This window comes from Candidatus Villigracilis affinis (assembly GCF_016705895.1).
In the GTDB taxonomy this organism is placed as follows: domain Bacteria; phylum Chloroflexota; class Anaerolineae; order Anaerolineales; family Villigracilaceae; genus Villigracilis; species Villigracilis affinis.
This window is the reverse complement of record NZ_JADJKT010000040.1, coordinates 268752-291438: the sequence shown is the minus strand read 5'-3', so window position 1 is coordinate 291438 and position 22687 is coordinate 268752. Positions and strand designations below refer to the sequence as shown.

Annotated in this window: 22 protein-coding genes; 8 read left to right on the top strand and 14 right to left on the bottom strand. The window is 51.7% G+C overall.

All coding sequences use genetic code 11. The features are described 5' to 3' along the window. Nucleotides 1–313 precede the first annotated feature (313 nt). The 8 genes from IPI86_RS24065 to IPI86_RS24030 all read right to left on the bottom strand — a co-directional run bounded on the left by IPI86_RS24065 (nt 314) and on the right by IPI86_RS24030 (nt 9494). Nucleotides 314–1174, bottom strand: coding sequence for a serine hydrolase domain-containing protein (locus IPI86_RS24065; RefSeq protein WP_345300576.1), 861 nt, complete (start codon nt 1172–1174; stop codon nt 314–316). 361 nt (nt 1175–1535) lie between these two features. Beyond that, nucleotides 1536–1769 carry a hypothetical protein gene (locus IPI86_RS24060; protein WP_345300575.1) on the bottom strand — a complete coding sequence of 78 codons (234 nt, stop codon included), beginning with the start codon at nt 1767–1769 and terminating at the stop codon, nt 1536–1538. Between the two features lie 12 nt (nt 1770–1781). Beyond that, nucleotides 1782–2210: a vitamin K epoxide reductase family protein gene (locus IPI86_RS24055; RefSeq protein WP_345300574.1), complete on the bottom strand. Its 429-nt coding sequence runs from the start codon at nt 2208–2210 to the stop codon at nt 1782–1784. A gap of 6 nt (nt 2211–2216) precedes the next feature. Next, nucleotides 2217–3458 carry a gephyrin-like molybdotransferase Glp gene (gene glp, locus IPI86_RS24050; RefSeq protein ID WP_345300573.1) on the bottom strand — a complete coding sequence of 414 codons (1242 nt, stop codon included), beginning with the start codon at nt 3456–3458 and terminating at the stop codon, nt 2217–2219. 46 nt (nt 3459–3504) lie between these two features. Further along, on the bottom strand, nt 3505–5241 hold the full coding sequence (locus IPI86_RS24045) for a hypothetical protein (protein WP_345300572.1): 1737 nt from the start codon (nt 5239–5241) through the stop codon (nt 3505–3507). Between the two features lie 123 nt (nt 5242–5364). Next, nucleotides 5365–6681, bottom strand: a complete 1317-nt coding sequence (locus IPI86_RS24040; protein ID WP_345300571.1) for a hypothetical protein — start codon at nt 6679–6681, stop codon at nt 5365–5367. A gap of 29 nt (nt 6682–6710) precedes the next feature. After that, nucleotides 6711–8942 carry a bifunctional (p)ppGpp synthetase/guanosine-3',5'-bis(diphosphate) 3'-pyrophosphohydrolase gene (locus IPI86_RS24035; RefSeq protein WP_345300570.1) on the bottom strand — a complete coding sequence of 744 codons (2232 nt, stop codon included), beginning with the start codon at nt 8940–8942 and terminating at the stop codon, nt 6711–6713. A gap of 99 nt (nt 8943–9041) precedes the next feature. Continuing rightward, nucleotides 9042–9494: a cyclic nucleotide-binding domain-containing protein gene (locus IPI86_RS24030; protein ID WP_345300569.1), complete on the bottom strand. Its 453-nt coding sequence runs from the start codon at nt 9492–9494 to the stop codon at nt 9042–9044. 134 nt (nt 9495–9628) lie between these two features. Here IPI86_RS24030 and IPI86_RS24025 point away from each other — a divergent pair, with 134 nt between their 5' ends. After that, nucleotides 9629–10105 carry an aminoacyl-tRNA deacylase gene (locus IPI86_RS24025; RefSeq protein WP_345300568.1) on the top strand — a complete coding sequence of 159 codons (477 nt, stop codon included), beginning with the start codon at nt 9629–9631 and terminating at the stop codon, nt 10103–10105. A 92-nt stretch (nt 10106–10197) separates the two neighbouring features. Here the strand turns inward: IPI86_RS24025 and IPI86_RS24020 are convergent, their stop codons facing one another. The 4 genes from IPI86_RS24020 to IPI86_RS24005 all read right to left on the bottom strand — a co-directional run bounded on the left by IPI86_RS24020 (nt 10198) and on the right by IPI86_RS24005 (nt 13786). After that, nucleotides 10198–11100: a CoA-transferase gene (locus IPI86_RS24020; RefSeq protein WP_345300567.1), complete on the bottom strand. Its 903-nt coding sequence runs from the start codon at nt 11098–11100 to the stop codon at nt 10198–10200. Nucleotide 11101: 1 nt separating this feature from the next. Next, entirely contained in the window at nt 11102–11368 is a 267-nt protein-coding gene (locus IPI86_RS24015; protein ID WP_345300566.1) for a hypothetical protein, read from the bottom strand. A gap of 9 nt (nt 11369–11377) precedes the next feature. After that, on the bottom strand, nt 11378–12145 hold the full coding sequence (locus IPI86_RS24010; RefSeq protein ID WP_345300565.1) for a methyltransferase domain-containing protein: 768 nt from the start codon (nt 12143–12145) through the stop codon (nt 11378–11380). A 66-nt stretch (nt 12146–12211) separates the two neighbouring features. Beyond that, nucleotides 12212–13786: an aldehyde dehydrogenase family protein gene (locus IPI86_RS24005; RefSeq protein WP_345300564.1), complete on the bottom strand. Its 1575-nt coding sequence runs from the start codon at nt 13784–13786 to the stop codon at nt 12212–12214. Between the two features lie 225 nt (nt 13787–14011). On the opposite strand from IPI86_RS24005, the gene IPI86_RS24000 reads away from it, so the two are divergent. From IPI86_RS24000 to IPI86_RS23985, 4 genes are all read left to right on the top strand, one after another. Further along, on the top strand, nt 14012–14341 hold the full coding sequence (locus IPI86_RS24000) for a hypothetical protein (protein ID WP_345300563.1): 330 nt from the start codon (nt 14012–14014) through the stop codon (nt 14339–14341). A 15-nt stretch (nt 14342–14356) separates the two neighbouring features. Next, complete coding sequence (locus tag IPI86_RS23995) at nt 14357–14581, top strand: hypothetical protein (protein WP_345300562.1); 225 nt, start codon at nt 14357–14359, stop codon at nt 14579–14581. 153 nt (nt 14582–14734) lie between these two features. Beyond that, nucleotides 14735–15370, top strand: a complete 636-nt coding sequence (locus IPI86_RS23990; RefSeq protein ID WP_345300561.1) for a hypothetical protein — start codon at nt 14735–14737, stop codon at nt 15368–15370. Between the two features lie 302 nt (nt 15371–15672). After that, nucleotides 15673–16467, top strand: coding sequence for a hypothetical protein (locus tag IPI86_RS23985; RefSeq protein ID WP_345300560.1), 795 nt, complete (start codon nt 15673–15675; stop codon nt 16465–16467). A 100-nt stretch (nt 16468–16567) separates the two neighbouring features. On the opposite strand, the gene IPI86_RS23980 is transcribed toward IPI86_RS23985, so the two are convergent. Then, nucleotides 16568–17926, bottom strand: a complete 1359-nt coding sequence (locus IPI86_RS23980; protein WP_345300559.1) for an MFS transporter — start codon at nt 17924–17926, stop codon at nt 16568–16570. A 162-nt stretch (nt 17927–18088) separates the two neighbouring features. On the opposite strand from IPI86_RS23980, the gene ffh reads away from it, so the two are divergent. After that, nucleotides 18089–19411 (top strand): signal recognition particle protein, encoded by a 1323-nt coding sequence (gene ffh / locus IPI86_RS23975; RefSeq protein ID WP_345300558.1) that lies wholly within the window; start codon nt 18089–18091, stop codon nt 19409–19411. A gap of 247 nt (nt 19412–19658) precedes the next feature. Here the strand turns inward: ffh and IPI86_RS23970 are convergent, their stop codons facing one another. Then, entirely contained in the window at nt 19659–20654 is a 996-nt protein-coding gene (locus IPI86_RS23970; RefSeq protein WP_345300557.1) for a hypothetical protein, read from the bottom strand. Between the two features lie 109 nt (nt 20655–20763). Here IPI86_RS23970 and IPI86_RS23965 point away from each other — a divergent pair, with 109 nt between their 5' ends. Both IPI86_RS23965 and IPI86_RS23960 read left to right on the top strand, forming a co-directional pair. After that, a complete protein-coding gene (locus IPI86_RS23965; RefSeq protein WP_345300556.1) occupies nt 20764–21531 on the top strand; it encodes a CoA-transferase in 768 nt (255 codons plus the stop codon). Between the two features lie 40 nt (nt 21532–21571). Continuing rightward, the gene (locus IPI86_RS23960) at nt 21572–22585 is read left to right on the top strand and encodes a hypothetical protein (protein ID WP_345300555.1); all 1014 of its coding nucleotides are present in this window, start codon (nt 21572–21574) and stop codon (nt 22583–22585) included. The last annotated feature ends 102 nt before the right edge of the window (nt 22586–22687 follow it).

Below are 22687 nucleotides of genomic sequence, written 5' to 3'. Positions count from 1 at the left end.
GTATGGCTGCAGCTCAACAAAAGGTTCTTGCCGTTGTAGTGTTCTTGTTGTTTTTGGGCATCTTTCGGGCGTTGGCGTCGTCTTTTTGAAAAATTGATAGAAAGCACCTAACGGTTTGCGTTACCTGCGCTGGGGCGGGGACGGCGAAGCCATCCAACTGGGAAAATGAAAAGGCGTAGAAAACTGCTTGAGATTGCCCAGGAATCCCAGCGTCAGGTGCATGTTTTGTTGGGCAGTGGTAAATTTTACTAAAAAAATAATCCGTAGATACTTCCAACATTATTTTGCGGACACCAGGGTTGTTACATTTAATTTAGTGGTTGTCTTTCCAGTCAGATATTGTTGATTCTTTTTCTAGCATTACCTGTCTTAGAGGATTAATTTTTTTGTCGATTGACAGTATAGCGCATGCGCATATATCAGCGTCCAAGAATTTAATACATGCCGCTTCATATCCTGGTCCTCCGCCAAGATGCCCGTACTTAATTCCTGGTTCAACCATTAAGCCTAATCCGTAAAATGGGTTTTGCCAAAATTCATCTTTGTAATTAACTTTATTTAAGTAAGAATTCAATCGCGACACCTTGTCAGATGTCATAAAAAACGCGACATCCGTTGCATTGGCTAATACTAAACCATGCCAAACCCATTCAGCATAATAACCATTTAGCGAGTCGTCAAATATTCTATGCGCCACTTTGATGCTGGATAAGTCTAATGGTTTGGCTATGTATTTTTCAACAAGTTCATCAAACGACAAACCAGATTCTATTTCAATGATTCTCTTAAGTAACCAATATCCAGGGTTGGAATACGCAAAACCTGTTCCTGGTTCAAAGAGGAGTTCATTGTTTATAGTCGTTTCAATAAACTTTTCATCAGACCATGGGAACTTTCTATTCTCTACATCATCGCGGTATTCTTGCAGGCCACCGTAATCACTTATGCCGCTTGAATGATTCATTAAGTGGCATATTTTTATTTTTCTTGAATGTATGCAGGTAGCATCTGGAATCCTTACCCCCAACGGGGAGCCCCTCGGTTCGGGCCCCTTTTTCTTCCTTTCTTTTTTTTTTTTTTTTTTTTTTTTTTTGGGTTTTTTTTTTTTTTTTTTTTTTTTTTTTTTTTTGTTCTTTCTCTCTTGTTTTTCATCTCCAACCCCCCCGGCCCCCACCCCCCCCCTTTTTTAACCAAAACCCCCAATGTTTTTTTTTTTTGGGGGGGGGGGGGGGCCCCCCTCCCATTTTCATTTCTATATAATGTCGCGAGGAACTGCCCAACTATGACGGACGTAATCCGCATAACAGACTATATATTGCGGCCTGATTGTCTAAACGTAAGCCGCCCAATAAAGAATAAATTGATTATATGCACAGACGCAAGGCAGGTCAACGTAAGAACCCCAACCTTTCAACCTTCTAACCTGAAACCTGAAACCTGAAACCTGAAACCTGAAACCTGAAAAACAAAAAAGCCCCCTCGCACAGAGAAGGCTCTTTGTTCAGATTCAATTTTCAGTTAAAGAAAGAAGCGGGCTAAAACTCGTCTTCCTCATCATCCAGCCAGTCATCATCTTCCTCGTCGGCGTCCTCGTCTTCCCACTCTTCAGATTCTTCCTCTTCGTCCCAATCATCATCCTTTGGGGCTACTCCGTCTGCGGCTGAATAGGTATTACAGCCGGTGTCCGGGTCCAGTTCAACTGCTGCGGCGGAGCAGTACCCTTCGTCCACGAACACGCAATCTATGTAGTGACACTTAATACGGGGCATTTACGCTTCCTCCTAAGATTGGGGTTGTCTGATCAGGCGCGCGACGGCAAGGATGAAAATGATGGTCATCGCGACCTGCGAAGTAACACAGAATGGGCAGATGGCTTTGAGCAATGCGATCTCAACATAGATCAGCCAGACGGTAAAAAGAAAACCAGTGAGCGACATGCCAAAGATCATCAACGTGGCATTCTGCTTGAAGAACCGATTGCTATTCTCGAAATAAAGCACGGCAAGGATCGCCAGATAACCGCCGATGCCAAATATCGCAACGGGAATTCCATTCACCTCGGAATACTTGCTGGCGTTCACCGTGTGACAATCACCGGAGCCCAGACACATGCCATCATCTCCGGTAAATTTGTAGATGGTCATGTAGATCGAAACCAACAGCCCCAGGATCACAAGCGCAACAGATGCGCGGTACAGCCATTTATCCATTTATCCTCACAAAATTATTGCTTCCACTTCCTGACCAACAGGCACGCATTTTACACCAGCGGGGATAATTAGTAAAGCATCCGCCTGTACCAGCGAGAGCAAATTCCCCGAACCCTGATGCCCCGTCAGAACCGCCGTGTGGATTCCATTTTCGGTGCGGATCCTGGCCCGCAGATAACTTTCACGGCCATCCGACTCGATGACTTCCTCGCATCTTGCCCTAACCGTGAGCCTGCCTCCGTCCAACTGGCCGCCCAGCTTCTCAAGCACGGGGCGCACAAAAACCTCAAACCCCACGAACGCTGAAACAGGGTTGCCCGGCAAACCGATGAACGGCCTGCCGCCATATTCGCCAAACGCAAGCGGCTTGCCCGGGCGCATATTCACCCGCCAAAAATCGAGCCTGCCATTTGATTCGATCACTTCCTTCACAAAGTCAAACGCGCCCACGCTCACGCCCGCCGATGAAACGATCAAGTCTACGTTCTCAGCGATTGCTTTTTTCAACAAGCCTTCCACCGATTCACGCGTATCTTTTGCCACACCCAGCCGAATCACTTCCACGCCCGCGTTTTGGATCGCCGCCGCCAGCGCATATGAATTCGAATCGTGGATCTTGCCTTCGGTCAGCGGGGCATCTACTTCGAGCAGTTCATCGCCCGAAGAGAGCAGCGCCACGCGCGGCTTTTTATGCACAGCCACTTTTGCGAAACCGAGCATGGCAAGCAAACCTAAATCCTGCGGCTTGAGCCTGCGCCCCTTTTGCAAAACGACATCCCCCGCAAGCAAGTCCATCCCCCGTGGACGGACGTTTTCGCCCGCCTTCACAATTCTTGAGAACGAAACGGTTTGCGGCGCAACCGTCCCCGCATCGCGCACATGGAAATCCGTATCTTCCACAGGGATGACGGCATCGGCGCCTTTGGGTAGTTGCGCCCCGGTCATAATGCGCGCAGCTTCACCCGCGGTGAGAGTCACCGTCGGCACTGAGCCTGCCGGGATATCAGCGACCACCTTCAAGGTTACTCCCTGAGCGGCGGCGTTCGCAGAGTCTGCTGAGCGGATGGCGAATCCATCCATCGATGAGTTGTCGAAAGGGGGGAGGTCATGCGCCGCAGAAATATCCGCGGCCAGTACGCGATTGGCGCACTCGATCAAAGGAATACTTTCCTGCGGAGTGCTTTGAAAATGTGAGAGGATGCGCTCGCGCGCTTCGGTGACAGAATACATGGCTAAAAGCCACGGCATTATAACGCGATTTGTCGGGAGTTTATACAGAACACGGACACTTTCTTCACTTTTCCCTTACCGCTAAGACCGCAAAGAAAAATCCACTCATCCCCATGAACAAACACAGGATCAAAACCGCATCCCGCCAGAACGCATCTGGGAACAATCGTAAAAGCATCTCGCCTTCAACGATCTTTACAGGAACGAAGACCGCCGTAATGGCAAACACAGTTGCAATTCCAACTGCAATCCACCCGCCGCGTTTTACACCGTGGCGCAATTTCGGAGTCCAATCTCCAGCCCGGGCAAGCAGGCTGAAAATAAAGAGCAACGCCAGCGAAAGAGTCCAAACCGATGATGCAGTTTGCATGGACCGTTTCGCGCCTTCGAGTGCGGCGATTTCCTGCTCAGTGAAAACAGGCGCGCCGTTATCGAGCCTCAGCCTTTGCAGGAATTGCGGCTTTCTGTCATTGCCTATGTATTCAACCGTTTGCGAAGCCCATTGAAACCGCTCTGACCTGCTCAATCCATTCGCCTCAGTCATGTGCGGCAGCGCATATTCCACGCGGAGGTAGGCGGGCGTGAGCAAAAGGTTGATTCCAACACCGATCAATGCAACGGGCACGAGGATCGCCGCCAGCCACGCAAGCGAGGATGAGATGAACGGGTGCGTCTCGCGCTGTTCAACGATCCGCTGGGTGCGCAGGGCGATGGTCAACGCGATGGCATTTAACAGAAAGCCGTAGATCGCGAACACTGGGTCTGCATTGAAAAGGAAAATCGAGATCGCTCCGCCTGAACTGAGTTGAAGCAGAACGGGCATGAACCATAACGAAGGCCAGTAGAACGCCAGCAGCAACGAGAGCACATCTGCGGGGTAGAAATAACGGTCGTGCATCTTCGGCAACAAAAAAGGAATCAGCATCGCCGAAATGAACGCGATGAGAATGATGTACTTGTTATCCAGTTCCGCTTTTGCCTGCCAGGTCGAGACCATCCAGCCGAGGGTCAGCAGAACGGTCAATGCAAGGCCGAGCGGAAGAATGAACGCATACCATTCACGCTGGAAAAGATTATAGATATTTGGCGCGTTCATCGAAAGCATGTTGAACGTATCTGATTGTTTTGCATATACCAGCAGGGCATCGTCGAACGGCCTGCCGAGCAGCACAACGGGCAGAATGGCAATTAAATAAACAAGCGGGATCACGCCCAAATACAACCAGTGGATTTTCTTCCGCAGCACCATCACCCCGAGGAAGGGCAGCAGAAAAACAGCCTGTGCCTTCACCGAGAACGCCGCACCAAATGTCAGCATCGAAAACAGCGGCTTTTCGGTCAACAGAAAATACAAACAAGCCAGCAAGGCGGATGTGTAAATCGAATCAGCCTGGCCCCAATAGGCACTGTTCAATACGACGGTCGGAGCGGCAAAGTAGATCGCCGCCGCAAGCATGGATAGATTCCCCTGCGGATATTTCAGCTTGACGATCTTGTAAATGAAATACGCGCCGAGCAGGTCAAAGAAAATGGGAATGAGTTTGATCGCCGTCAGCGGTGGAATGAAATCACGGGTAAGCGTAGCCAGCGCCAGCAAATAGGTGTAGGGCGGCGCATAATTGGAGAAATTTGTCCCCAATGCCTCCCCGATTCCCTTTTGACTCAATTCCTGATACCAACGCAGGTTGTACACGGCCATGTCACGATTCGAGTGGGGAATCGCCAGCACGCGAAAAACCACCGATGCAAGCATCAGTAGAATGATCGTGAGCGTTACGGCGTTCGTTTTTTGCGGCTTCATAAAGGCCTTGTTGAAATATTTACTACAGGAACTGGCATCGAACGCCAGTGCGGATGCGTTTTTCTAAATGGTGGTCGAGTAGTCTCGCAAGCTTTTCGTGAGATGTATCGAGACCACACACATCTAAAAAATAAAATGATAGACCTTCCGTGCGAGGTCAACGAACATCTCTGTCCATACCAATCCAAACGTCATGTAATACATCAGGTACATCCCCGTCGCGCCCATCAAAACAGATAAACCGATCAGGGATTTTTCCACCCAGCGTATTTCTTTGACGGCGCTGGCCAGCAGAATGAAAAGGAAGACGATGAAATCCGTTGTGTAGCGATACCCAAACTGCACCCAGCCTGTGGCGTGATACATCCAAAGCGGGATCAAAATACCGATCATCCCCGCCCAGGCAGGGATGATCAATTCATCACGGCGCTTCGCTCGAAGAATCAGCAAAAAGGCGGGCGTCGTGAGGAAGATGCTCATCCCCAACGGATTGAAGAATGTGGAGAGTTTTCCAAAATCGTGACTGATCGGCTCAAGGTAGGAACAGACCGCATTGACATCTGGCAATGGATTGACAGCCATGTTCGGCGCTCCGAAAAGCGACACGTAGATATTGCACGGCATATACCGCGGGTTGAATCCGCCGCTGCGCGCGAAAGTTTGGATCAGCGCATTGGATCCGCGCACATAGCTGTAACCAAAATCCAACGGATCGCCGAAGCGGAGTTGGTTGTATCCCAGCATGACCGCCACGCTTGCCGCCAGCATCATGCCAAAGGGGATCATCTTTTTTAAAATGGGTTGAATGGCGCGCTCACGCAAAACGACGACCAGCAGGTAGAACAAGGCCGAAAAGATCGTCGGTGGGCGGGCGAGAAAGGCAAGTCCCAGCCATAGACCGGCCAGCCAGGGTTTGTTTTGAATTGCATCCCGCGCATACAGGATCATAAATAACAAAGCCGCAACCTGAGCATTGAACCAGACCGACCCCACGCTCGAAAGCCACCAATGGACCGTGCCAAACGCGAAAAGGGCGGTCAGCCAGATCCGCGTGGACGAATTCTCCACGAGCTTGCACAGCAGGGAATACATCAACGCGGCGTTCACTGCGCCGATCAAAACCCCGAACAGCACATCACTGAATGTTTTTCCGAACAACAACACGAAGGGCAGCGATAATAGCGCAGGTGTGATTCCCCCGGGGACATACCATTTATCCTCGAAGAGGATCAGGTCGTAGGTGCTTTCTGGCAGCACGACCAGATCGGTGTGTCCGCGCAGAAAGGAATAGGCTAGGTAAACATATTGCGGCGTCTTGGATTGCTGGGTGATCTTTACGCCCGCACTCAAGCCATAAACCGCAAAAGCAGAGAGGAACACGAAAAGGACAGCATTGCGCCTTAGGATGTCTGCCAGTTTCATCCGAAAATCAGTGTACATTTAGGTTTGTCTTTTGGGAATCGATTTTTCTACCCTGGGTTGATGCGATGCGCTTCCATCACATTGGGCAGGTTTTCGATGCGGGTGAGAATGCGGCTGAGTTGGGTGAGATCCTTTACTTCAATGACGAGGCGCAAGTCGGCCATGCTGCGGTTGACGTTCACCTTCACATCGGCAATGTTGATATTTTCATCGGCAAGCAGGTTGGAAATATCACTGACCAGCCCCTGCCTGTCATAGGCTTTGATCTTGATCGGTACCGGGTAGGTTCTTTCCACGTGACCCCAGCCCACTTGCAGGAGGCGTTCGCGTTCCTTCGTTTGCAGGATCAAAATGTTCGGGCAGTCCTGCCTATGGATGGTCGCACCGCGCCCGCGGGTGATGAATCCTACCACCTGATCGCCGGGCATTGGGTTACAGCAACGCGCCATCGAGGAAAGCATGCCCTTCAATCCAACCACTTCAATTGCGTTCGTGGAAGTGGACGGCGTGGAGGATGGATTGACCTCGAAGATGTCGCTGGCTTCCTCGTGCTGTGAGAATTGTTTGATGATCTTGCTGACCGAAAGATCGCCATTGCCCAGTGAGATGAACATTTCATCGGGCGTCTTGAATTCAAGGTCACGCGCCATCTTTTCAAAGTTAATATCAACTAACCCGAGTCTTTGCAATTCCTTCTCGAGGGTATCGCGGCCTTGCGCGAGATTCTGTTCGTCTTCCTGTTTCTTGAACCAGACCTTGATCTTCGAGCGGGCGCGTTGTGTGCGCACAAGCCCAAGATTTGGATTCAACCAATCGCGGCTGGGTGCGCCCCGTTTTGCGGTGAGGATCTCCACTTGATCGCCCGTCTTCAATTCCTGATACAACGGGACAAGCTTTCCATTTACGCGCGCGCCGCGGCAACAGTGGCCGATGTCGGTGTGGACGTGATAGGCAAAGTCGATCGGGGTGCAGCCAGCGGGCAGGTCAATGATGTCACCGCGCGGCGTGAAGATGTAGACGCGGTCCTGAAACACATCGCTGCGCATGGATTCAACGAATTCGGCGGCATCCTTCACGTCCGAACGCCATTCCATCATCGTACGCAGTGAATTGATGCGCTGTTCGTAATTCTTATCGGCGTGCTTGGTGCCTTCCTTATATCGCCAGTGCGCGGCAATGCCGTATTCGGCGTTGAGGTGCATTTCACTGGTGCGAATCTGCACTTCAAGCGGACGCTTGTCATCGTAGATCACTGCCGTATGCAGGGATTGATAAAAGTTATCCTTGGGCGCCGCGATGTAATCATCGAACTCGCCGGGGATGGGTCGCCACGTAGTGTGGATGACGCCCAGAGCCGCATAACACGAGGGCATATCTGGCACGATCAAGCGCACGGCGCGCACATCGCGCACCATGTCGAAAGGCTTGCCCTTCTTTTGCATTTTCTTGAAGATCGAATAAATGTGTTTCGGCCGCCCGCTGACTTCAGCTCTGATGTTATTTTTTTCAAGCAGCTTGACGAGATTTTCTTTAATCGTCTCAAGTTGGGCTTCACGGTCTGGTCTTTTCTCGGTCAGCAGTTCTGCGATCTCTTTATATTTTTCAGGGTTGACGTAGCGAAAGCCGAGGTCTTCGAGTTCCCACTTGATCTGCCAGATGCCGAGTCGATTTGCGAGCGGGGCAAAAATATCGAGGGTTTCCTGCGCAATGCGTCGGCGTTTGTATTCGGGCATGTGGCCGAGCGTGCGCATGTTGTGCAAACGGTCAGCCAGTTTGATCAATATGACGCGTACATCATCGCCCATCGCCAGAAATGTCTTGCGTAATGTTTCTGAAACAATATCTTCCTTGCGGCCAAGCAGGGCGGGCTCGATCGGCTTTTCTTCAACGTTGTTTCCATCTTCATCTTTTTCCGGGTGCTGGTCTCCGCGCGATACACGCGGCAGATGGGTCAACTTCGTTACGCCGTCCACTAAAATTTTTATCGTATCCCCAAAATCGCGGCGAATATCCGCGAGCGTAATGGGAGTATCTTCCACGGTGTCGTGCAGCAATCCTGCCGCGATCACTTCCGGCGGCACTTTCAAATCCGATAAAATGCTGGCGACTGCGATGCAATGATTGATATACGGCTCACCCGAATTGCGTTTTTGCTCGCGATGCGCCTCCTCTGCCACCCGATACGCGCGTTGAACCAATTCACGGTCGGCGACTGTGAATTGCTCCGGTAATTGCTCGATCAATTTTTCAAGTGGAATGGCTGCGGTTGACGACTTCATGCGCTTTATTGTACTACGCGGATTTAATAAAAAACAGGACCTGCCCGCTTCCCCCTTAACCGAGGCTTGGTCCTGTTTTCTTTGAAATTTTCAGCGATTTTAGAGGGTCTTGATCAAGGCCTGCCGGCTGTTTCGCAAGCGGTCTGCGATGATCTCGGCAATGCGCTGCATCACCTTGAAGCCTGCTTCGGGGTACTTCTCTAGCAATTTGATAAAGGGTTGGGCGGGGGTAATGAGCAGTTTTGAATCTTCGTCGCACTCGGCGCTGGAGGTGTAATGATTCGGCGCAACGATGCCCGACCAGCCGAAACTTTGATAGGGGGTGGATACGAACGAAACGGTGAGGCTTTCCGGTCTCGAGGTCAGTTTGACGCGCAGAGCCACACTGCCATGGAGCAGGAAGTGCAGCTTGTCCGCTTTTTCGCCCTCGCGGAAAACGAAGTCGCCCTGCTTCATTTCAACTTCGTCCGAGATGACGGCGATCTCTTCCAAAAGCTGTTGAGGGAGATCCTGGAATAAGCCGAACTGAGATAATACGCTTGCGGTTGTCATGACTGGCCTCCATTTATGAGATTTTGCCCGAGGGCTGATAATGTCAATTTTGCGGGAGCAGGCTTGCGGTCAGGTTTGAAGCGGCAGTACGTTCATCCATATTTATGCTTATAATTGTACAGGATTTTTCGATTATGACAGTCACCAATAATGTCACAAGATTTTTGGATGCGCACAAAGTGAAATATGAAGCGCACGAACTCCCGCCCGAAAAACTCGGCGCGGTGGAGGCGGCTCAGCATATGGGCGTACCGCCCGAACAGGTTTTCAAGACCATCGTTGTCACGCGTGAAAAAAAGAAACCGCTGTTGACGGTGATCCCCGGTCCACGCGTGGTGGATCTGAAAAAGCTGGCCGCATTTTTGAACGAAAAAAAAGTATTCCTGCCCACCGAGCGCGAAGCCGAGGCGCTGACAGGGTTGCAGGCGGGCGGCATCTCTCCGCTGGCGTTGATCAACAAGGGCTTTCAAGTGGTGATCGATTCTGCCGCCCAAAGCCATGAAAAAATTTATATCTCCGGCGGCCAGCGCGGGTTGGATATTCAACTGCCCGTTACCGATCTTGTGAAGTTAACGAATGCAAAGTTTGGGGATGTAAGTAGGGGCGAATAGAAAAAGTTTTTTAACGCGAAGACGCGAAGTCGCCAGGTTTTAAATTGCCTTTGCGTCTTCGCGCCTTTGTGTTAAAGGTACTGGAAAAAAAATTAATATTTCCCGTAATTCACAGGTTCGCTCAACGCGCTGACCACTTTCAATTGCTCGCGTTTTTCAGCGCCGAGTTTCTGCCAATATTCTTCGCGGTCTTTTACGCCAAACACCCATTCATCCAAATAGGCTTTAACCGAATCCTGCGACTCGCTGATCTTGTCCCATGCGAGGTAGAACTCGTTGTCGCGGTCATAGTAGCCTTGTGAATACGACGGGTGACTCGCGAACGGGACATGGCAAACTGCATCCACAATATTGGCGGGGATCATCGTACGGTTCGGGTCAGACCTGATGACGGATTCATCCACGATCTCTTCGGCAGTGAGGATGACTTTTTTTGCGGCGAAGGCGGCTTCCTTCTGTTCGCCGATGATGCCCCACAAATGGGCATTGCCGTTCTTATCCGCGCGCTGCACGTGGACAATGGCTACATCTGGATTGAGCGCAGGCACAACGATGACATCCTTGCCGCCGTACGGGTCGGGAATGCGTTTGATCTGCGGGTTCGATTTTTCGAGGTCGGTTGCGCCGGTCTGGTTCATGGGGAGAAATGGCAGGCCTGCTGCGCCCGCTTGCAGGCGGGTGATCATGCCGAAGTGGGAATACTCTTCCCATTCCAATTCACCTTTTTCAAGAGCCGAACGCACAATACGCAGCGACCCAACCCCCGGGTTGCCCATATACGAAAAGATGACTTTCTTCGCACATCCCGCCGCCACCATTTGATCGTAGATCAGGTCAGGTGTGGCGCGGGCGAGGATGAGATTCTTCCTGCCCTGACGGATGATCTCATGTCCCGCCGCAAATGGGATGAGGTGCGTGAATCCCGCTGCATAAACAATATCTCCATCTTTAACAAAGTCGGCGACTGCCTGCTTGAGTGTGGTGAGTTTGGTCATGTTATTTTTTCTTTACCTCTTGTTTTTGCTGTTTTTTATTTTTTGCGTTCTCGCGCCATTTTTTGAAACTTGCGAACCGCCCTGCAGAGGGTGGGGGAGCCATTCCACGCCTGAAATACCAGCCGAACCCAAACATCAGGAGCGAGATAAAGAGATAGTCAAAATCCACCTGGTCGGCAATGTCGGAAGCTACGAAGAGCACAAAAGCTCCGCCGCCGATCACATAGAAGAACATTCCCACGCGGTAGATGAGGGGTTCATCGTCCATAGGAGTATTCTACCAAATGCTGCTTCGGTTGATCGCAGAAAGGAAGGTGCGCTTGAAGGGATACAACACGGGTCCGCCGGGAATGGCTTCTTTCAGCTTTTTACGGACGGTTTCAGTAAATGCTTCCTTTTGTTCGCCCAATTTTTCAAGATAAGGAACCAGCGCCGTGCCGCGAATCCATTCCAGGATCGCATCCGAGTTTTCCAGTACGTGCGGATAGACCTTTTCAAAAACGACGATATCTTGCGCGCCGCATTTGAATAATACTTCTGTGTATCCTTCTATCGTAAGGACAGGGGATTGGCGGTTGAATCCGCCCAATGCGGTTTGGAAGGGTTCTTCTTTTGCGGTCTCGCGGATGAACTGATGGGAAATATGAAAATGATTGGATGGGACCTGTACAGCGATCTGCCCATCCTTTTTTAATTTGTAGAATAAATTGGGTATCAATTCTTCATGGTTTTCAGACCATTGCAGGGCGGCGTTGCTGAAGATCAGGTCCCAAGTGCCTGTCAATTCGGTCTGGTTACCGTGCTCAAAGCGAAGCAATGAATTGGCGTGTTGTTTTGCCTTTGCAAGCATTTCCAGCGAGGAGTCGAGGCCAAGGACGTTGCTTTCAGGCAAAGCTTCTGCCAGATGTTTTGTGAGTTCTCCGGTGCCGCAGCCGAGGTCAACGACTTGCAGGCTGGGGCGGATATTGACCAGTTTCAAAAGGTCGAAAAAAGGTGCCGACCTTTCTGTTTGGAATTTATGATATTGTTTGGGGTCCCAGGGCATGATGGATACCTATAATTGAAAACCCCTTTCTCGAAAAGTTGAGAAAGGGGTTTGTGATTACACTTCTTACTTAACGAGTGTGCGGATTTGTTCGTGCATATAAAGCGGGAGATAGTAGTGACCGCCAGCATTTTTGCCGCTGGAGCCAGAACCCTTCCAACCGCCGAAGGGTTGGAAGCCAGGCCATGCGCCTGTGGTCGCGCCCTGCGGACGATTTGCGTATGTGACGCCCGCTTCGATCTTGTCGAAGAACCATTCGGTTTCTTCGGGAGAGCCGTAGAAGCCTGCGGTGAGACCGTAGTTGACATCGTTGGCGATGCTCATGGCTTCGTCCATGTTCTTGACTCTGCCGATGGTGGTGATGGGCAGGAACATTTCATGCTTCCACAAGCGGTGTGAGAAGGGCAGGTCAACGACGAAGGTGCTTTCGCAGTAATAGCCTTTATCGAACATGCCGCCTGTCTTCACGTTGCCGCCGACGAGGAACTTGCCGCCGCCTTGATTGATCTCTTCACAGAAATCCTTGAAATCATTGTAGGACGATTTGTTGACAACGGGGCCGTTGTAGGTGTTGCGGTCGGTGGGGTCACCGATGACGAGTTTGGAAGCGGTTTCCTTCAAACGGCCGACCAGGTCGTCGTAAACAGAATCCTCTACCAGTACGCGCGAAGCGGCGGAGCATTTCTGTCCCTGCAAGCCAAAGGCCGAGCGGATAATGCCGATGGTGGCGCGTTCCAGATCCGCATTCTTCGAAACGACCACGGGATTCTTTCCGCCGAGTTCCAAAATGATCGGGCGCACATAATTGCGCTTGCCGAAATCCTGGAACATTTTCATGCCTACATCGAAGGAACCGGTGAAGGTCACACCGTCCACTTCGGAGCTATCCACAAGTGCCTGGCCAAGTGTGGAGCCGGGACCCGTGACGAAATTGACCACGCCATCGGGGATGCCCGCATCGCGGAAGCAATCCACCAACAGACGCACGATCCACGCGGTGTCGGTGGCGGGTTTGATGACGAGGGTGTTGCCCGCTACAAGTGCAGCGCCTGCAGGTCCGCCAGTTAAGGCGAACGGGAAGTTGAAGGGAGAAACGACAAGCCACACGCCGTAAGGTCGAAGCACAGAGACATTGCGGGCATCGTAGCCAACGAGCGGATCCTTGCCCATTTCAACGATGTAGCCATCGTTCTTTTCCATTTGATAGCAGGAGTAGTAAATAAGATCGGCTGTTTCCTGCACATCACCCAGAGATTCCATGCGGTTCTTGCCGACCTCAAGCGCCATCGCCGCGCCCAGATCGAAAATACGCTCTTCAATGAGGGAAGCCGCTTTTCGGAGCAGCTCCACGCGCTTTTGCCATGGGGTGTGGCTCCACATTGGGAAAGCCTTGCGCGCGGCGGTCAGGGCATCCTGCGCATGTTTGGAGTTACCCTTCTGCATTTTCGCCAGCACCCAATCTGTGTTGACGGGGGAATGGTCGTCGAACTTTTCATCGGCTTTTACTTCCTTGCCGTCAATAAGCATGGTGTATTCCTGCCCCATGTTCTTCTTGAGTTTCTCGACGGCTTTATCGAAGCCGGCATGTAACTCTTCAGGGGGGTTGAACATGGTTGCGTATGTAAGTTTAAAATCTGCCATAAGGATCCTCCGAGTGTGGTTTGATAGTCAACGGTTTTGAGTTGACTGACTGTGACCATCATTGAACAGCCAGTCAACGAATGAACTAATGTTAGTATAGCGCAGGCCGATGCAATCGTCAAAGCAAAGGCTATTTTCGGGTGCGGCTAAGAATTTCATGAGATTTTGTAAGAAGGTGCGGAATTGGGCTATCATAATGAAAATACAAACAGGAGACATTTATTTATGAGACCACACTTCCCAGATTGGATTCAAAGACGCGGTTCGTTCCTGACCGTTGTGCTGGTTGCCATTTTTGTGGCATCAGCCTGCGCCCCGGCAGCGGCGACCAACCCGCCCCCGGCGGCAGAGGCGCCTGCTGCTACTTCTGCACCTGCAGCGGAAGTTGTGCCCACTGCCACAGGCGAAGTCGCCGCCCCTGCGCCAACGCAGGCGGTTGCGGAAGTATTGCCCGTCGCCACCTCCCGCGGACCCAACCTCGAAGCCACTGACCCCACTACTGTCAATTTGGCGGCTGGCGAGCTGCAGTTGGTGGAATTCTTCCGCTTCACCTGAGGTACCTGCCGATCCATGGCGCCCATGGTTCATGGGCTCGAAGCAGAGTACTTTGGCAAGATCAAATTTTCATATCTCGACGCTGATGACCCCCGCACTGACGGATTCCAGCGCGCGCTCGGTTTCTACTACCAGCCCGAACTTTATTTGTTGGATGCAGACGGAAACGTCTTGAAGAAATTCATCGGCTTGGTATCTCGTGAAGAACTGACCGCAGAGTTCGAGAAATATATCCAATAGGTTTTGATTTACGAAGACTGAAGCAGGTTCGACATTTAATGTCGAACCTGCTTTTTTATAAACTCACGAATTTTCCCTAAATTTTTTAATGCTATAATTTTTTTGTCTCGCAAGATGTTTGTCTTGCGCTTTTTTGTCCAGAATAGAGGCGATATGCGACCTGAAAAACATGTCTTATCCACATTATTTATTTTAGCGATGACGTTCCTGTTCAGTGCCTGCAATCTGGGAGTGGTGAATCCCAATGTGGAACTAGACCCAACTCTTTCAAGTGAGATTCCCGTCATTCCAGCAGAGACCTTCTCGCCTGTGCCCACCTTTACAGCGACGCCCATTCCAACGGTCGTCCCTACCTTTACCGTAACGCTTTTCAACAGCATCATGCCTACGATCACATCCACCCCGCAGTGGACGGGCTGTCCTGGCATTGTCGTCACTGTGGACGATACCAAAAAGGGAGATATCCTGCACATCCTGCGCTGTGACGATGGGCTGGAATATCAGCTTGGTCCGCTTGCAAAAGGTGTCTTTGCCATTGGCCCGAACAATAAATTTCTCATCTACGTTTCACTGGATGGATTCGTCTACGCAGCAAGGATTGGGGATCGATATCTGAATACTTTGTATAACCTCGGGCGTGAGCATGTCTTTACTGTATTCAATAAAAAGGTCGCTCCCAATTTTCAGATCTCATTCACTGGCGATGGCCCGATCTACAGGCTTGTCATCCTCGAAAAGAATTACGACCAAAAACGGATGTATGAATTGCCGATAGGGCTTACCCAGTAAATGGATATCTTGATTCGGGTCTTTGTTTTTCTCACTGGGTTTGTTGTTGTCTGCCTGACCGTTTTTTCAGCCCTCTCCACCTTTGTTCTGACACGCGCTGCGCGTAGTCAGTTGAATCGGGTTGTCTTTGGGATCATGCGCAGGATATTTGAATTCATCCTGAAGTTTTTTCCAACCTATGAGCAGCGTGACCAGATCATGGCATACTATTCGCCGCTGAGTTTGATGATGTTGGTGCCGACTTGGTATTTCCTCATCATGTCTGGTTATGCCGCGATGTACTGGTCACTTGGCGTGGGGATTTGTACGCAGATCTCCGCTTTAGCGGCTCCTCGGTTTTTACGCTTGGTTTTGCCACATCAGATAGCCCCATCGTCACTTTTCTATCCTTTTCCGAAGCACTGCTCGGCCTGGTGCTGGTGGCATTGTTGATGGCTTACCTGCCAACCATGTATTCCGCTTTCTCGCGGCGCGAACAGGCCGTGAACATGCTCGAAGTGCGCGCGGGGAATCCACCCAACCCCTACGATATGCTTTCACGCTTCCATCGTATTCATGGGCTGGATAAACTTGCCGAGCAATGGAAAATTTGGGAAATCTGGTTTGCGGATGTGGAGGAGAGTCATACTACATTGCCTGCGCTGGTTTTCTTCCGCTCGCCGCGCTCCGATAATTCGTGGGTCACCTCTGCGGGCGCTGTACTCGATACCGCTGCACTGACCCTGTCCTCGATCGATATTCCAAATGAAATGTCCGCCGCGTTGTGCATCCGTGCGGGGTTCATTGCATTTCGGCGCATCGCTGACTATTTCGATATTTCGCATCCGCAGAATCCCACCTATCCTGAAACACCCATCAGCATTACCCGCGAAGAATATGATGAGGTCATCCGTAAGCTTGAAGCGGCGGGGATTCCCATCAAACCCGACCATGAAAAAGCATGGAAGGATTTCGCAGGCTGGCGTGTTAACTATGATCGTGTGCTTTTGGTTTTATGTACCCTCGTCATGGCTCCACAAACTCCCTGGTCCAGTGATCGTGCGCCGAAATTCAAATTACCGCCGTTGTTTATCCCGAAAAAGAAACACAAACATTAAACCGGGCGGCGTCCCCCGGCCCTTCCCCCGGGCCCCCGGTTAAAGCGGACTGGCATTAGCCAGTCCGCTTAGATTACTTTTCACTGCTTATGGATTACTGTTACCCCTCATACTTCTTCGCATCCGTGATCGCCTTACTCACATTCACGAACGGCAACAGGATCAAGCCCATGATGAAGAAAAAGATCAAAGACAGGATCGCGTAGCGCAAATTCCCGAAGATCTGATTGGCAAGACCGAACACCAGCGGACCGATCCAGGAGGTGCCTCGTTCGCTGATCTCATAGAAGGAGAAGAATTCTGCTTCCTTGCCGTTGGGGATCATCTGCGCAAAGAGACTGCGGCTGATGGCTTGTGACCCGCCCATCACGATCGCGATGAAAACGCCAAGGACGAAGAACTGCGCGGTCGCGGTCGGACCTTTTAATCCGCCGTAGGCATAGATCACCACGCCAGCCCAGATCACCAGGCTGACAACCACCGATTGCTTCGCGCCGATCCAGCCTGCCAGCTTGCCCCAGAACAAGGCTCCAAAGAATGCCACGAACTGGATCATCAAAATAACGGCGATCAATGTCGATTGTTCAAGTTCCAGCCCACCCTGAATCAGAGGCGCGGCGGCAAATGTCGAAGCGACGGCGATCACTGTCTGAATTCCATCGTTGTAGAGAAAATACGCGAGCAGGAATTTCAGGGTCTCGGGGAAATGCTTCACTTCGCTGAAGGTTTTGCGAAGCTGTTTGAAACCGATGCTTACATAAGTATCGCCCGCAGGCAATTGCCGCGCTGCATGGCGCGGACGCAGCCTGCTCCATGTAATGAGAGAAAACCCAAGCCACCAAATGCCAGCCGATGCAAGATTGATTCGCACCGCCAGGTCACCGGGCACGCCAAGGTCTTCGGCAAATGTAAAGAAGGCCAGGTTGAGTGCCAGCAAAATACCGCCGCCCATGTAGCCCATCGCCCAGCCATAGGAAGACACGCGGTCGGTTTCATCCGGACTGGCAATATCCGGCAGGTACGCGTTATAGAAAACGATTGCCGCGCCAAAAGCAAGATTGGCAACAATAAAAAGCAGACCGCCCAGCCACCACAATCCGCCAGTCACCAGGAACATCAATAATGTTGCAACCGCGCCGATGGTCGCAAACACCTGCATCATGCGTTTTCGCAAATGCGAATAATCCGCGATCGCTCCGAGGATGGGCAGAAATAAAACCTGCATTCCAACAGAAAACGAAATACAGTAGGGGAGAAATGAATCAGGTGCGACTGGGATTCCCAAAAATGAAACATTGGTTGTGCCTGCCGCTTCCGCCGCAGTGCGTGCCAGCGAGGCCACATACGGCCCAAGAAATACGGTTCCGATGGTCGTGCTGAAAGCCGAGTTTGCCCAGTCATACATTGCCCAGCCGAAAATTTCCCTCCTGTCGTTTACCATAACATTTTCTTTTGCCATAACTCCTCCGTGAGTTAAAAAAGGATGCAAGCAAGAACACAGGCGAGTATAAGGAGTTTCGGTTTCAATGTAAAGAAATATATGTGGATGAAACCCCGTCTCCTGCTTGACCTCGAACCTGCTACGGGCTAAAATGCTGTTCCTACTCTGGAGCATTTACCCATGTTTGAAACCCTCACTGGACGACTCAACCAAATATTCGACAACTTGCGCCGCCGCGGCAAACTCTCCGAAGCGGACGTGGATGCCGCGATGAAGGAAGTGCGCCTCGCGCTCATCGAAGCGGACGTGCATTTCAGCGTTGTCAAAACCTTTATTGCCCGCGTACGCGAACGCGCAGTCGGCGCGGAAGTTTCGAAGGCCCTGAATCCCGGTCAGCAGGTGATCAAGATCGTCAACGAAGAATTGATCGCATCACTGGGCGAACCTGTCGGATTGAATCTCACTGGCCCGAAGCCGCGCGTCATTATGATGGTCGGTTTGCAGGGTGCTGGTAAAACGACCGCCTCCGGCAAACTCGCGCGCTTGATGAAAGCAAAAGGCGAGCGTGTCTTGCTTGTGGCAGGTGACCCGTACCGCCCTGCGGCTGTTCAGCAATTGCAGCAGCTTGGCGAACGCCTGGATGTGGAGGTGGAAGCCGACCTTTCGCTCACGCCGCCGCAGCTCGCGAAGCGCGCCGTAGACAAAGCTGAAAAAGGTGGATTTGGCCTCGTGATCGTGGATACAGCCGGTCGGTCACAGATGGATGCGGATCTGATGGATGAGTTGAAAGCCATCGCCGCGAACATCAACCCAGTGGATATCCTGCTCGTGGTCGATTCCATGATCGGTCAGGAGGCCTTGAACATTGCACAAGGCTTCAAGGATGCGATCAACCTTACCGGCCTCATCCTCACAAAAATGGATGGCGACTCACGCGGCGGTGCTGCGATCTCCATCCGCTCGGTGACAGGTGTGCCGATCAAATTCATCGGTACGGGTGAAAAGCTCGACGCGCTCGAAGTGTATGATCCTTCGCGTTTGTCTTCTCGCATCCTTGGCATGGGCGACATGATCGGTCTCATCGAAAAAGCGGAAGCTGCGTTCGATGGCCAGGACATGGAAAAGCAAGCCCAGAAAATGATGAAGGGTGGTTTCTCGCTGGAAGACTGGCTCGACCAAATGAAACAGATGAAGAAGATGGGTCCGCTTTCGCAGATCATGGAGATGCTGCCCGGGCAAATGGGGCAGGCCGCGCGCGGCATTGACCCAACTGTGGTTGAAAAATCATTCAAACAATCGGAAGCCATCATCAACTCAATGACGTTGAAAGAGCGCCGCAACCCCGATATTTTGAACGCCTCGCGCCGCCGAAGAATTGCGGCTGGCTCCGGCATGGAAGTGCAGGACGTGAACCGCCTTATCAAGCAATTCCGCGAAGCGCAGAAGATGATGAAGATGTTCCAAAAGACAGGCGGCAAGGGGTTGGGGAAATTGTTTGGGTAGATCGTTTAATTGAAAATGTAGGGACACAGCGCCGCTGTGTCCCTTTTTATTTAAGCGATCAGACGAATTTCTTTATTAATCGAGAAATCAATCTGCAAAACCCCCCCCCCCCCCCCCCCCCCCCGCCCCCCGCCCCCGGGCCCACCCCCCCACCCCCCCGGCCCCCTTCCCCCCGTGGTTTTAATGGATTGCTTGATCTAATTGTTAATCTACAAAAGTCCGCAACCCGAATAAGGTGGGTTCAACACTACTTCTTCGGCAGACATCTTTGCGGTTCCTGGCCTGTGCCGGTGAAGCCTTGGACTTCGCGACAGACGTTATCCACGCCGAAGAGAGCCTTGAGCGGATAGAACTTGTCGCCGCGCACTGGGGAACCTGCTTGTTCTTCGGTGAAGCGGTCTACGTAATCGAGGTCGGCAATGCTTCGTGGGCCTGCATCTGCAAGGACGCCGTACATGAACTTGTTTTCAGCGACCCACAATTTGAATGCGAATTGCACAGTGGCATATCTGCCTGCGTTGATGCGGACCCACGCCAGATCAGAATCGTTGACCGACCCGAGGCCGCTATCGAAGATGATTTCATCGTAGCCATCGCCGGGCAGGGGAGCATCTGATTTTTCGGGGGAGAGGCCGCCGGTGTCGCGATTGCTGTCCTTGGCGACCACCACGCCATCTGTGGACCATTCAGCATTGTAGGGCGGTCTGGCGGCGATGACGTAGTCACCGTGACCGTCGGCATCCAGATCCAATTCGACGGCGTAGTTGATTCCGATTTCGTTGTTCGGATTCTTGCCGACGAGTTCAATGGAGACGTAATAGAATTTTTCGTCGTGACTCAGGTTGTAGCTGACGATGTCCACATCGGGGATGTAGGTCATCTCCTGGGTGAAGGGACGTTCGAAGAGATTGATGTTGTATGAGTCGCCGTAGGGTGCGCGGTTTTCGGCGGCGGTATCCACGGAAACCACATCGTGGACGAGGTCACCTGCTTTGATGTTCGTGGATGGGGTGAGGGAATGGAAAACGGCGATGGTCGGCGTGGGCGGAATCACTGTCGGGGAGGGAATTTCTGTTTCGGTGGGGACAGTTGTCGGCGTGGCAGAAGCGGACGCCGCAGGCGTTTCCGTTGGCTGAACGGGAACAGGCGTGGCTTGCTGGGTTGCAGAACCAGGCATGTTACAGGCCAGCACGGACAAAATAAGAATGAAACTGAAGATGGCGGTGGGATTCTTGGTTTTCATGTCTCTCTCCTCGTAGTCCATTTTATCTCTCCCTTGCCAGACGGGCAATCTTCGGGCACAATAGTTCCTGCACTGACTGAAGTCGGTACTACAAAAACATAGAGGAACCATGGACTATTCATCCGCTGAATTAATGATCATTAACGCTGCGCGTTTGCTGCGCGATGGCGATGTTGTTTTTGTTGGGGTGGGGCAGCCGAATTTGGCTTGTAATTTGGCCAAGCGCACGCACGCGCCGAATCTGGTGATGGTGTACGAAGCGGGCGTGATCGGCGCGGAGCCTGCCCGTTTGCCGCTTTCCATCGGTGACCCGACCCTCGTGAGCGGTTCGGTTTCGGTGGTGAGCATGTATGATATTTTTGCGAATTATCTCCAGCGCGGCAATGTGGATGTGGGTTTCATGGGCGGTGCGCAAATTGACAAGCACGGAAATATCAATGCCACGGTGATCGGCGGATACGACCATCCGAAAGTGCGTTTGCCTGGTTCGGGCGGTTCGCAGGAGATTGCAGCTTGGGCGAATCGCTGTTACATCATGACCCCGCATCAAAAACGCCGCTTCCCTGAAAAAGTGGAATTCATGACCTCGGCTGGATTCATCGGCGGAAAAGGTGACCGCGAAAAGGCGGGCTTGCGCGGCAAAGGCATGGTTGGCGTGGTGACGGATATCGGTATGCTCGAACCCGATGAAACAGGCGAAATGATTCTGACCGCGCTGCACCCAGGCAAGACCGTTGAAGATGCCAAAGCCAACACAGGCTGGGATTTGAAAGTCGCGGTGGAAGTTCGTGTCACTGAACCTGTGACCGAAAACGAATTAAGAATCCTGCGCGAAGAACTCGACCCGACGGGAATTTATTTAAAGGGCGGTGGGTAGTAAATACTCTGCCTCACATCCAGCAGGTATAATCGGCGAAATGAAATCTTTGAAAATCAAACTGCCAGTTGGGCAGGTGTTATTTCAGGCTGTCCTCTGGCTGTTGGTATTTTGTGTGGCAATCGAGGCTTTTGCGAGAACCTCCACTGGCAGGAATTTTTTCCAATATGAATCGTACGGCAGTTCGCATCCGCATTTTGACCCGCAGGTGATTCGCATCAAGGCCCGCGAAGTTCAGGACGGGCAGATCGATTGCATCATCCTCGGCGATTCGCAGGTACTTTACGGAATCGATCCGACAATCGTGGAGCAGGCCTATTTTGACTCGACGGGGAACACGATTCACTGTCAAAACTTTGGGCTGGGCGGGCTAAAGCCGATCACAGCCTACCCTTTGGCAAAACTGCTCATCAAAAACTTCCATCCAGCCGTCATTGTTTTTGGGACAGACCTGTTCGATTACACCGCTGTGCAGGCGGGGTCAGATGCGAGTATCATGTCCTCGCCATGGGTGAAATATCAATTGGATGATTTTTCGGCCGATGGCTGGCTCATCGAAAACTCGAATTCCTATCGTTCCTACCTCGGTGCAGATCGGTATCTGCTCAACGGCGAAGAGAACGCGAATCACATCGAAGTCAACGGCCATTCCCTGAAATTCTCCGAAAAAACGAACATGTCCCAGCAGGAGCAGGTGGATTACTTCGATAGTCTGCTGGATCGACCTGAAATTACAGGCGAACAACTCGATGGCTTGCATGAATTGCTGGCCCTGAACAGCGCGGAGACAAAAATCGTCCTGTTCGAAACGCCTGTTGACCCCATCTTTTTCACCTTCCAAAAATTCGCCTACAACCGCAAGGTCTATCCCGATTTCCGCAACATGCTGGAAAATGAAGCTGCCTTCGTCAACACCGATTTGTGGCTGACACAGGAGTCCATTCAGATCCCAACGGATGGCTGGTACGATATTGTCCATTTCAACAAAGTTGGGAGTGAATATTTCAGCGGCCTGCTTGGCGAGCATTTGGGCGGCATTACGTTTATGAGGTAACTGATGTTGTGTAGTGTCGTTCTGAGCGGAGCGACACTTGCGCTGCACGCCAGTGCAGTGAGAACCTCTACGATTGTCCAAGAGACCCTTCGCTGCGCTCAG

What these genes read in the sequence shown, in the direction of transcription:
- IPI86_RS24060 (WP_345300575.1), bottom strand. Translation starts at nt 1,769, where the DNA reads ATGCCCCGTATTAAGTGTCACTACATAGATTGCGTGTTCGTGGACGAA.
- IPI86_RS24055 (WP_345300574.1), bottom strand. Translation starts at nt 2,210, where the DNA reads ATGGATAAATGGCTGTACCGCGCATCTGTTGCGCTTGTGATCCTGGGG.
- glp (WP_345300573.1), bottom strand. Translation starts at nt 3,458, where the DNA reads ATGCCGTGGCTTTTAGCCATGTATTCTGTCACCGAAGCGCGCGAGCGC.
- IPI86_RS24045 (WP_345300572.1), bottom strand. Translation starts at nt 5,241, where the DNA reads ATGAAGCCGCAAAAAACGAACGCCGTAACGCTCACGATCATTCTACTG.
- IPI86_RS24040 (WP_345300571.1), bottom strand. Translation starts at nt 6,681, where the DNA reads ATGTACACTGATTTTCGGATGAAACTGGCAGACATCCTAAGGCGCAAT.
- IPI86_RS24035 (WP_345300570.1), bottom strand. Translation starts at nt 8,942, where the DNA reads ATGAAGTCGTCAACCGCAGCCATTCCACTTGAAAAATTGATCGAGCAA.
- IPI86_RS24030 (WP_345300569.1), bottom strand. Translation starts at nt 9,494, where the DNA reads ATGACAACCGCAAGCGTATTATCTCAGTTCGGCTTATTCCAGGATCTC.
- IPI86_RS24025 (WP_345300568.1), top strand. Translation starts at nt 9,629, where the DNA reads ATGACAGTCACCAATAATGTCACAAGATTTTTGGATGCGCACAAAGTG.
- IPI86_RS24020 (WP_345300567.1), bottom strand. Translation starts at nt 11,100, where the DNA reads ATGACCAAACTCACCACACTCAAGCAGGCAGTCGCCGACTTTGTTAAA.
- IPI86_RS24015 (WP_345300566.1), bottom strand. Translation starts at nt 11,368, where the DNA reads ATGGACGATGAACCCCTCATCTACCGCGTGGGAATGTTCTTCTATGTG.
- IPI86_RS24010 (WP_345300565.1), bottom strand. Translation starts at nt 12,145, where the DNA reads ATGCCCTGGGACCCCAAACAATATCATAAATTCCAAACAGAAAGGTCG.
- IPI86_RS24005 (WP_345300564.1), bottom strand. Translation starts at nt 13,786, where the DNA reads ATGGCAGATTTTAAACTTACATACGCAACCATGTTCAACCCCCCTGAA.
- IPI86_RS24000 (WP_345300563.1), top strand. Translation starts at nt 14,012, where the DNA reads ATGAGACCACACTTCCCAGATTGGATTCAAAGACGCGGTTCGTTCCTG.
- IPI86_RS23995 (WP_345300562.1), top strand. Translation starts at nt 14,357, where the DNA reads ATGGCGCCCATGGTTCATGGGCTCGAAGCAGAGTACTTTGGCAAGATC.
- IPI86_RS23990 (WP_345300561.1), top strand. Translation starts at nt 14,735, where the DNA reads ATGCGACCTGAAAAACATGTCTTATCCACATTATTTATTTTAGCGATG.
- IPI86_RS23980 (WP_345300559.1), bottom strand. Translation starts at nt 17,926, where the DNA reads ATGGCAAAAGAAAATGTTATGGTAAACGACAGGAGGGAAATTTTCGGC.
- ffh (WP_345300558.1), top strand. Translation starts at nt 18,089, where the DNA reads ATGTTTGAAACCCTCACTGGACGACTCAACCAAATATTCGACAACTTG.
- IPI86_RS23970 (WP_345300557.1), bottom strand. Translation starts at nt 20,654, where the DNA reads ATGAAAACCAAGAATCCCACCGCCATCTTCAGTTTCATTCTTATTTTG.
- IPI86_RS23965 (WP_345300556.1), top strand. Translation starts at nt 20,764, where the DNA reads ATGGACTATTCATCCGCTGAATTAATGATCATTAACGCTGCGCGTTTG.
- IPI86_RS23960 (WP_345300555.1), top strand. Translation starts at nt 21,572, where the DNA reads ATGAAATCTTTGAAAATCAAACTGCCAGTTGGGCAGGTGTTATTTCAG.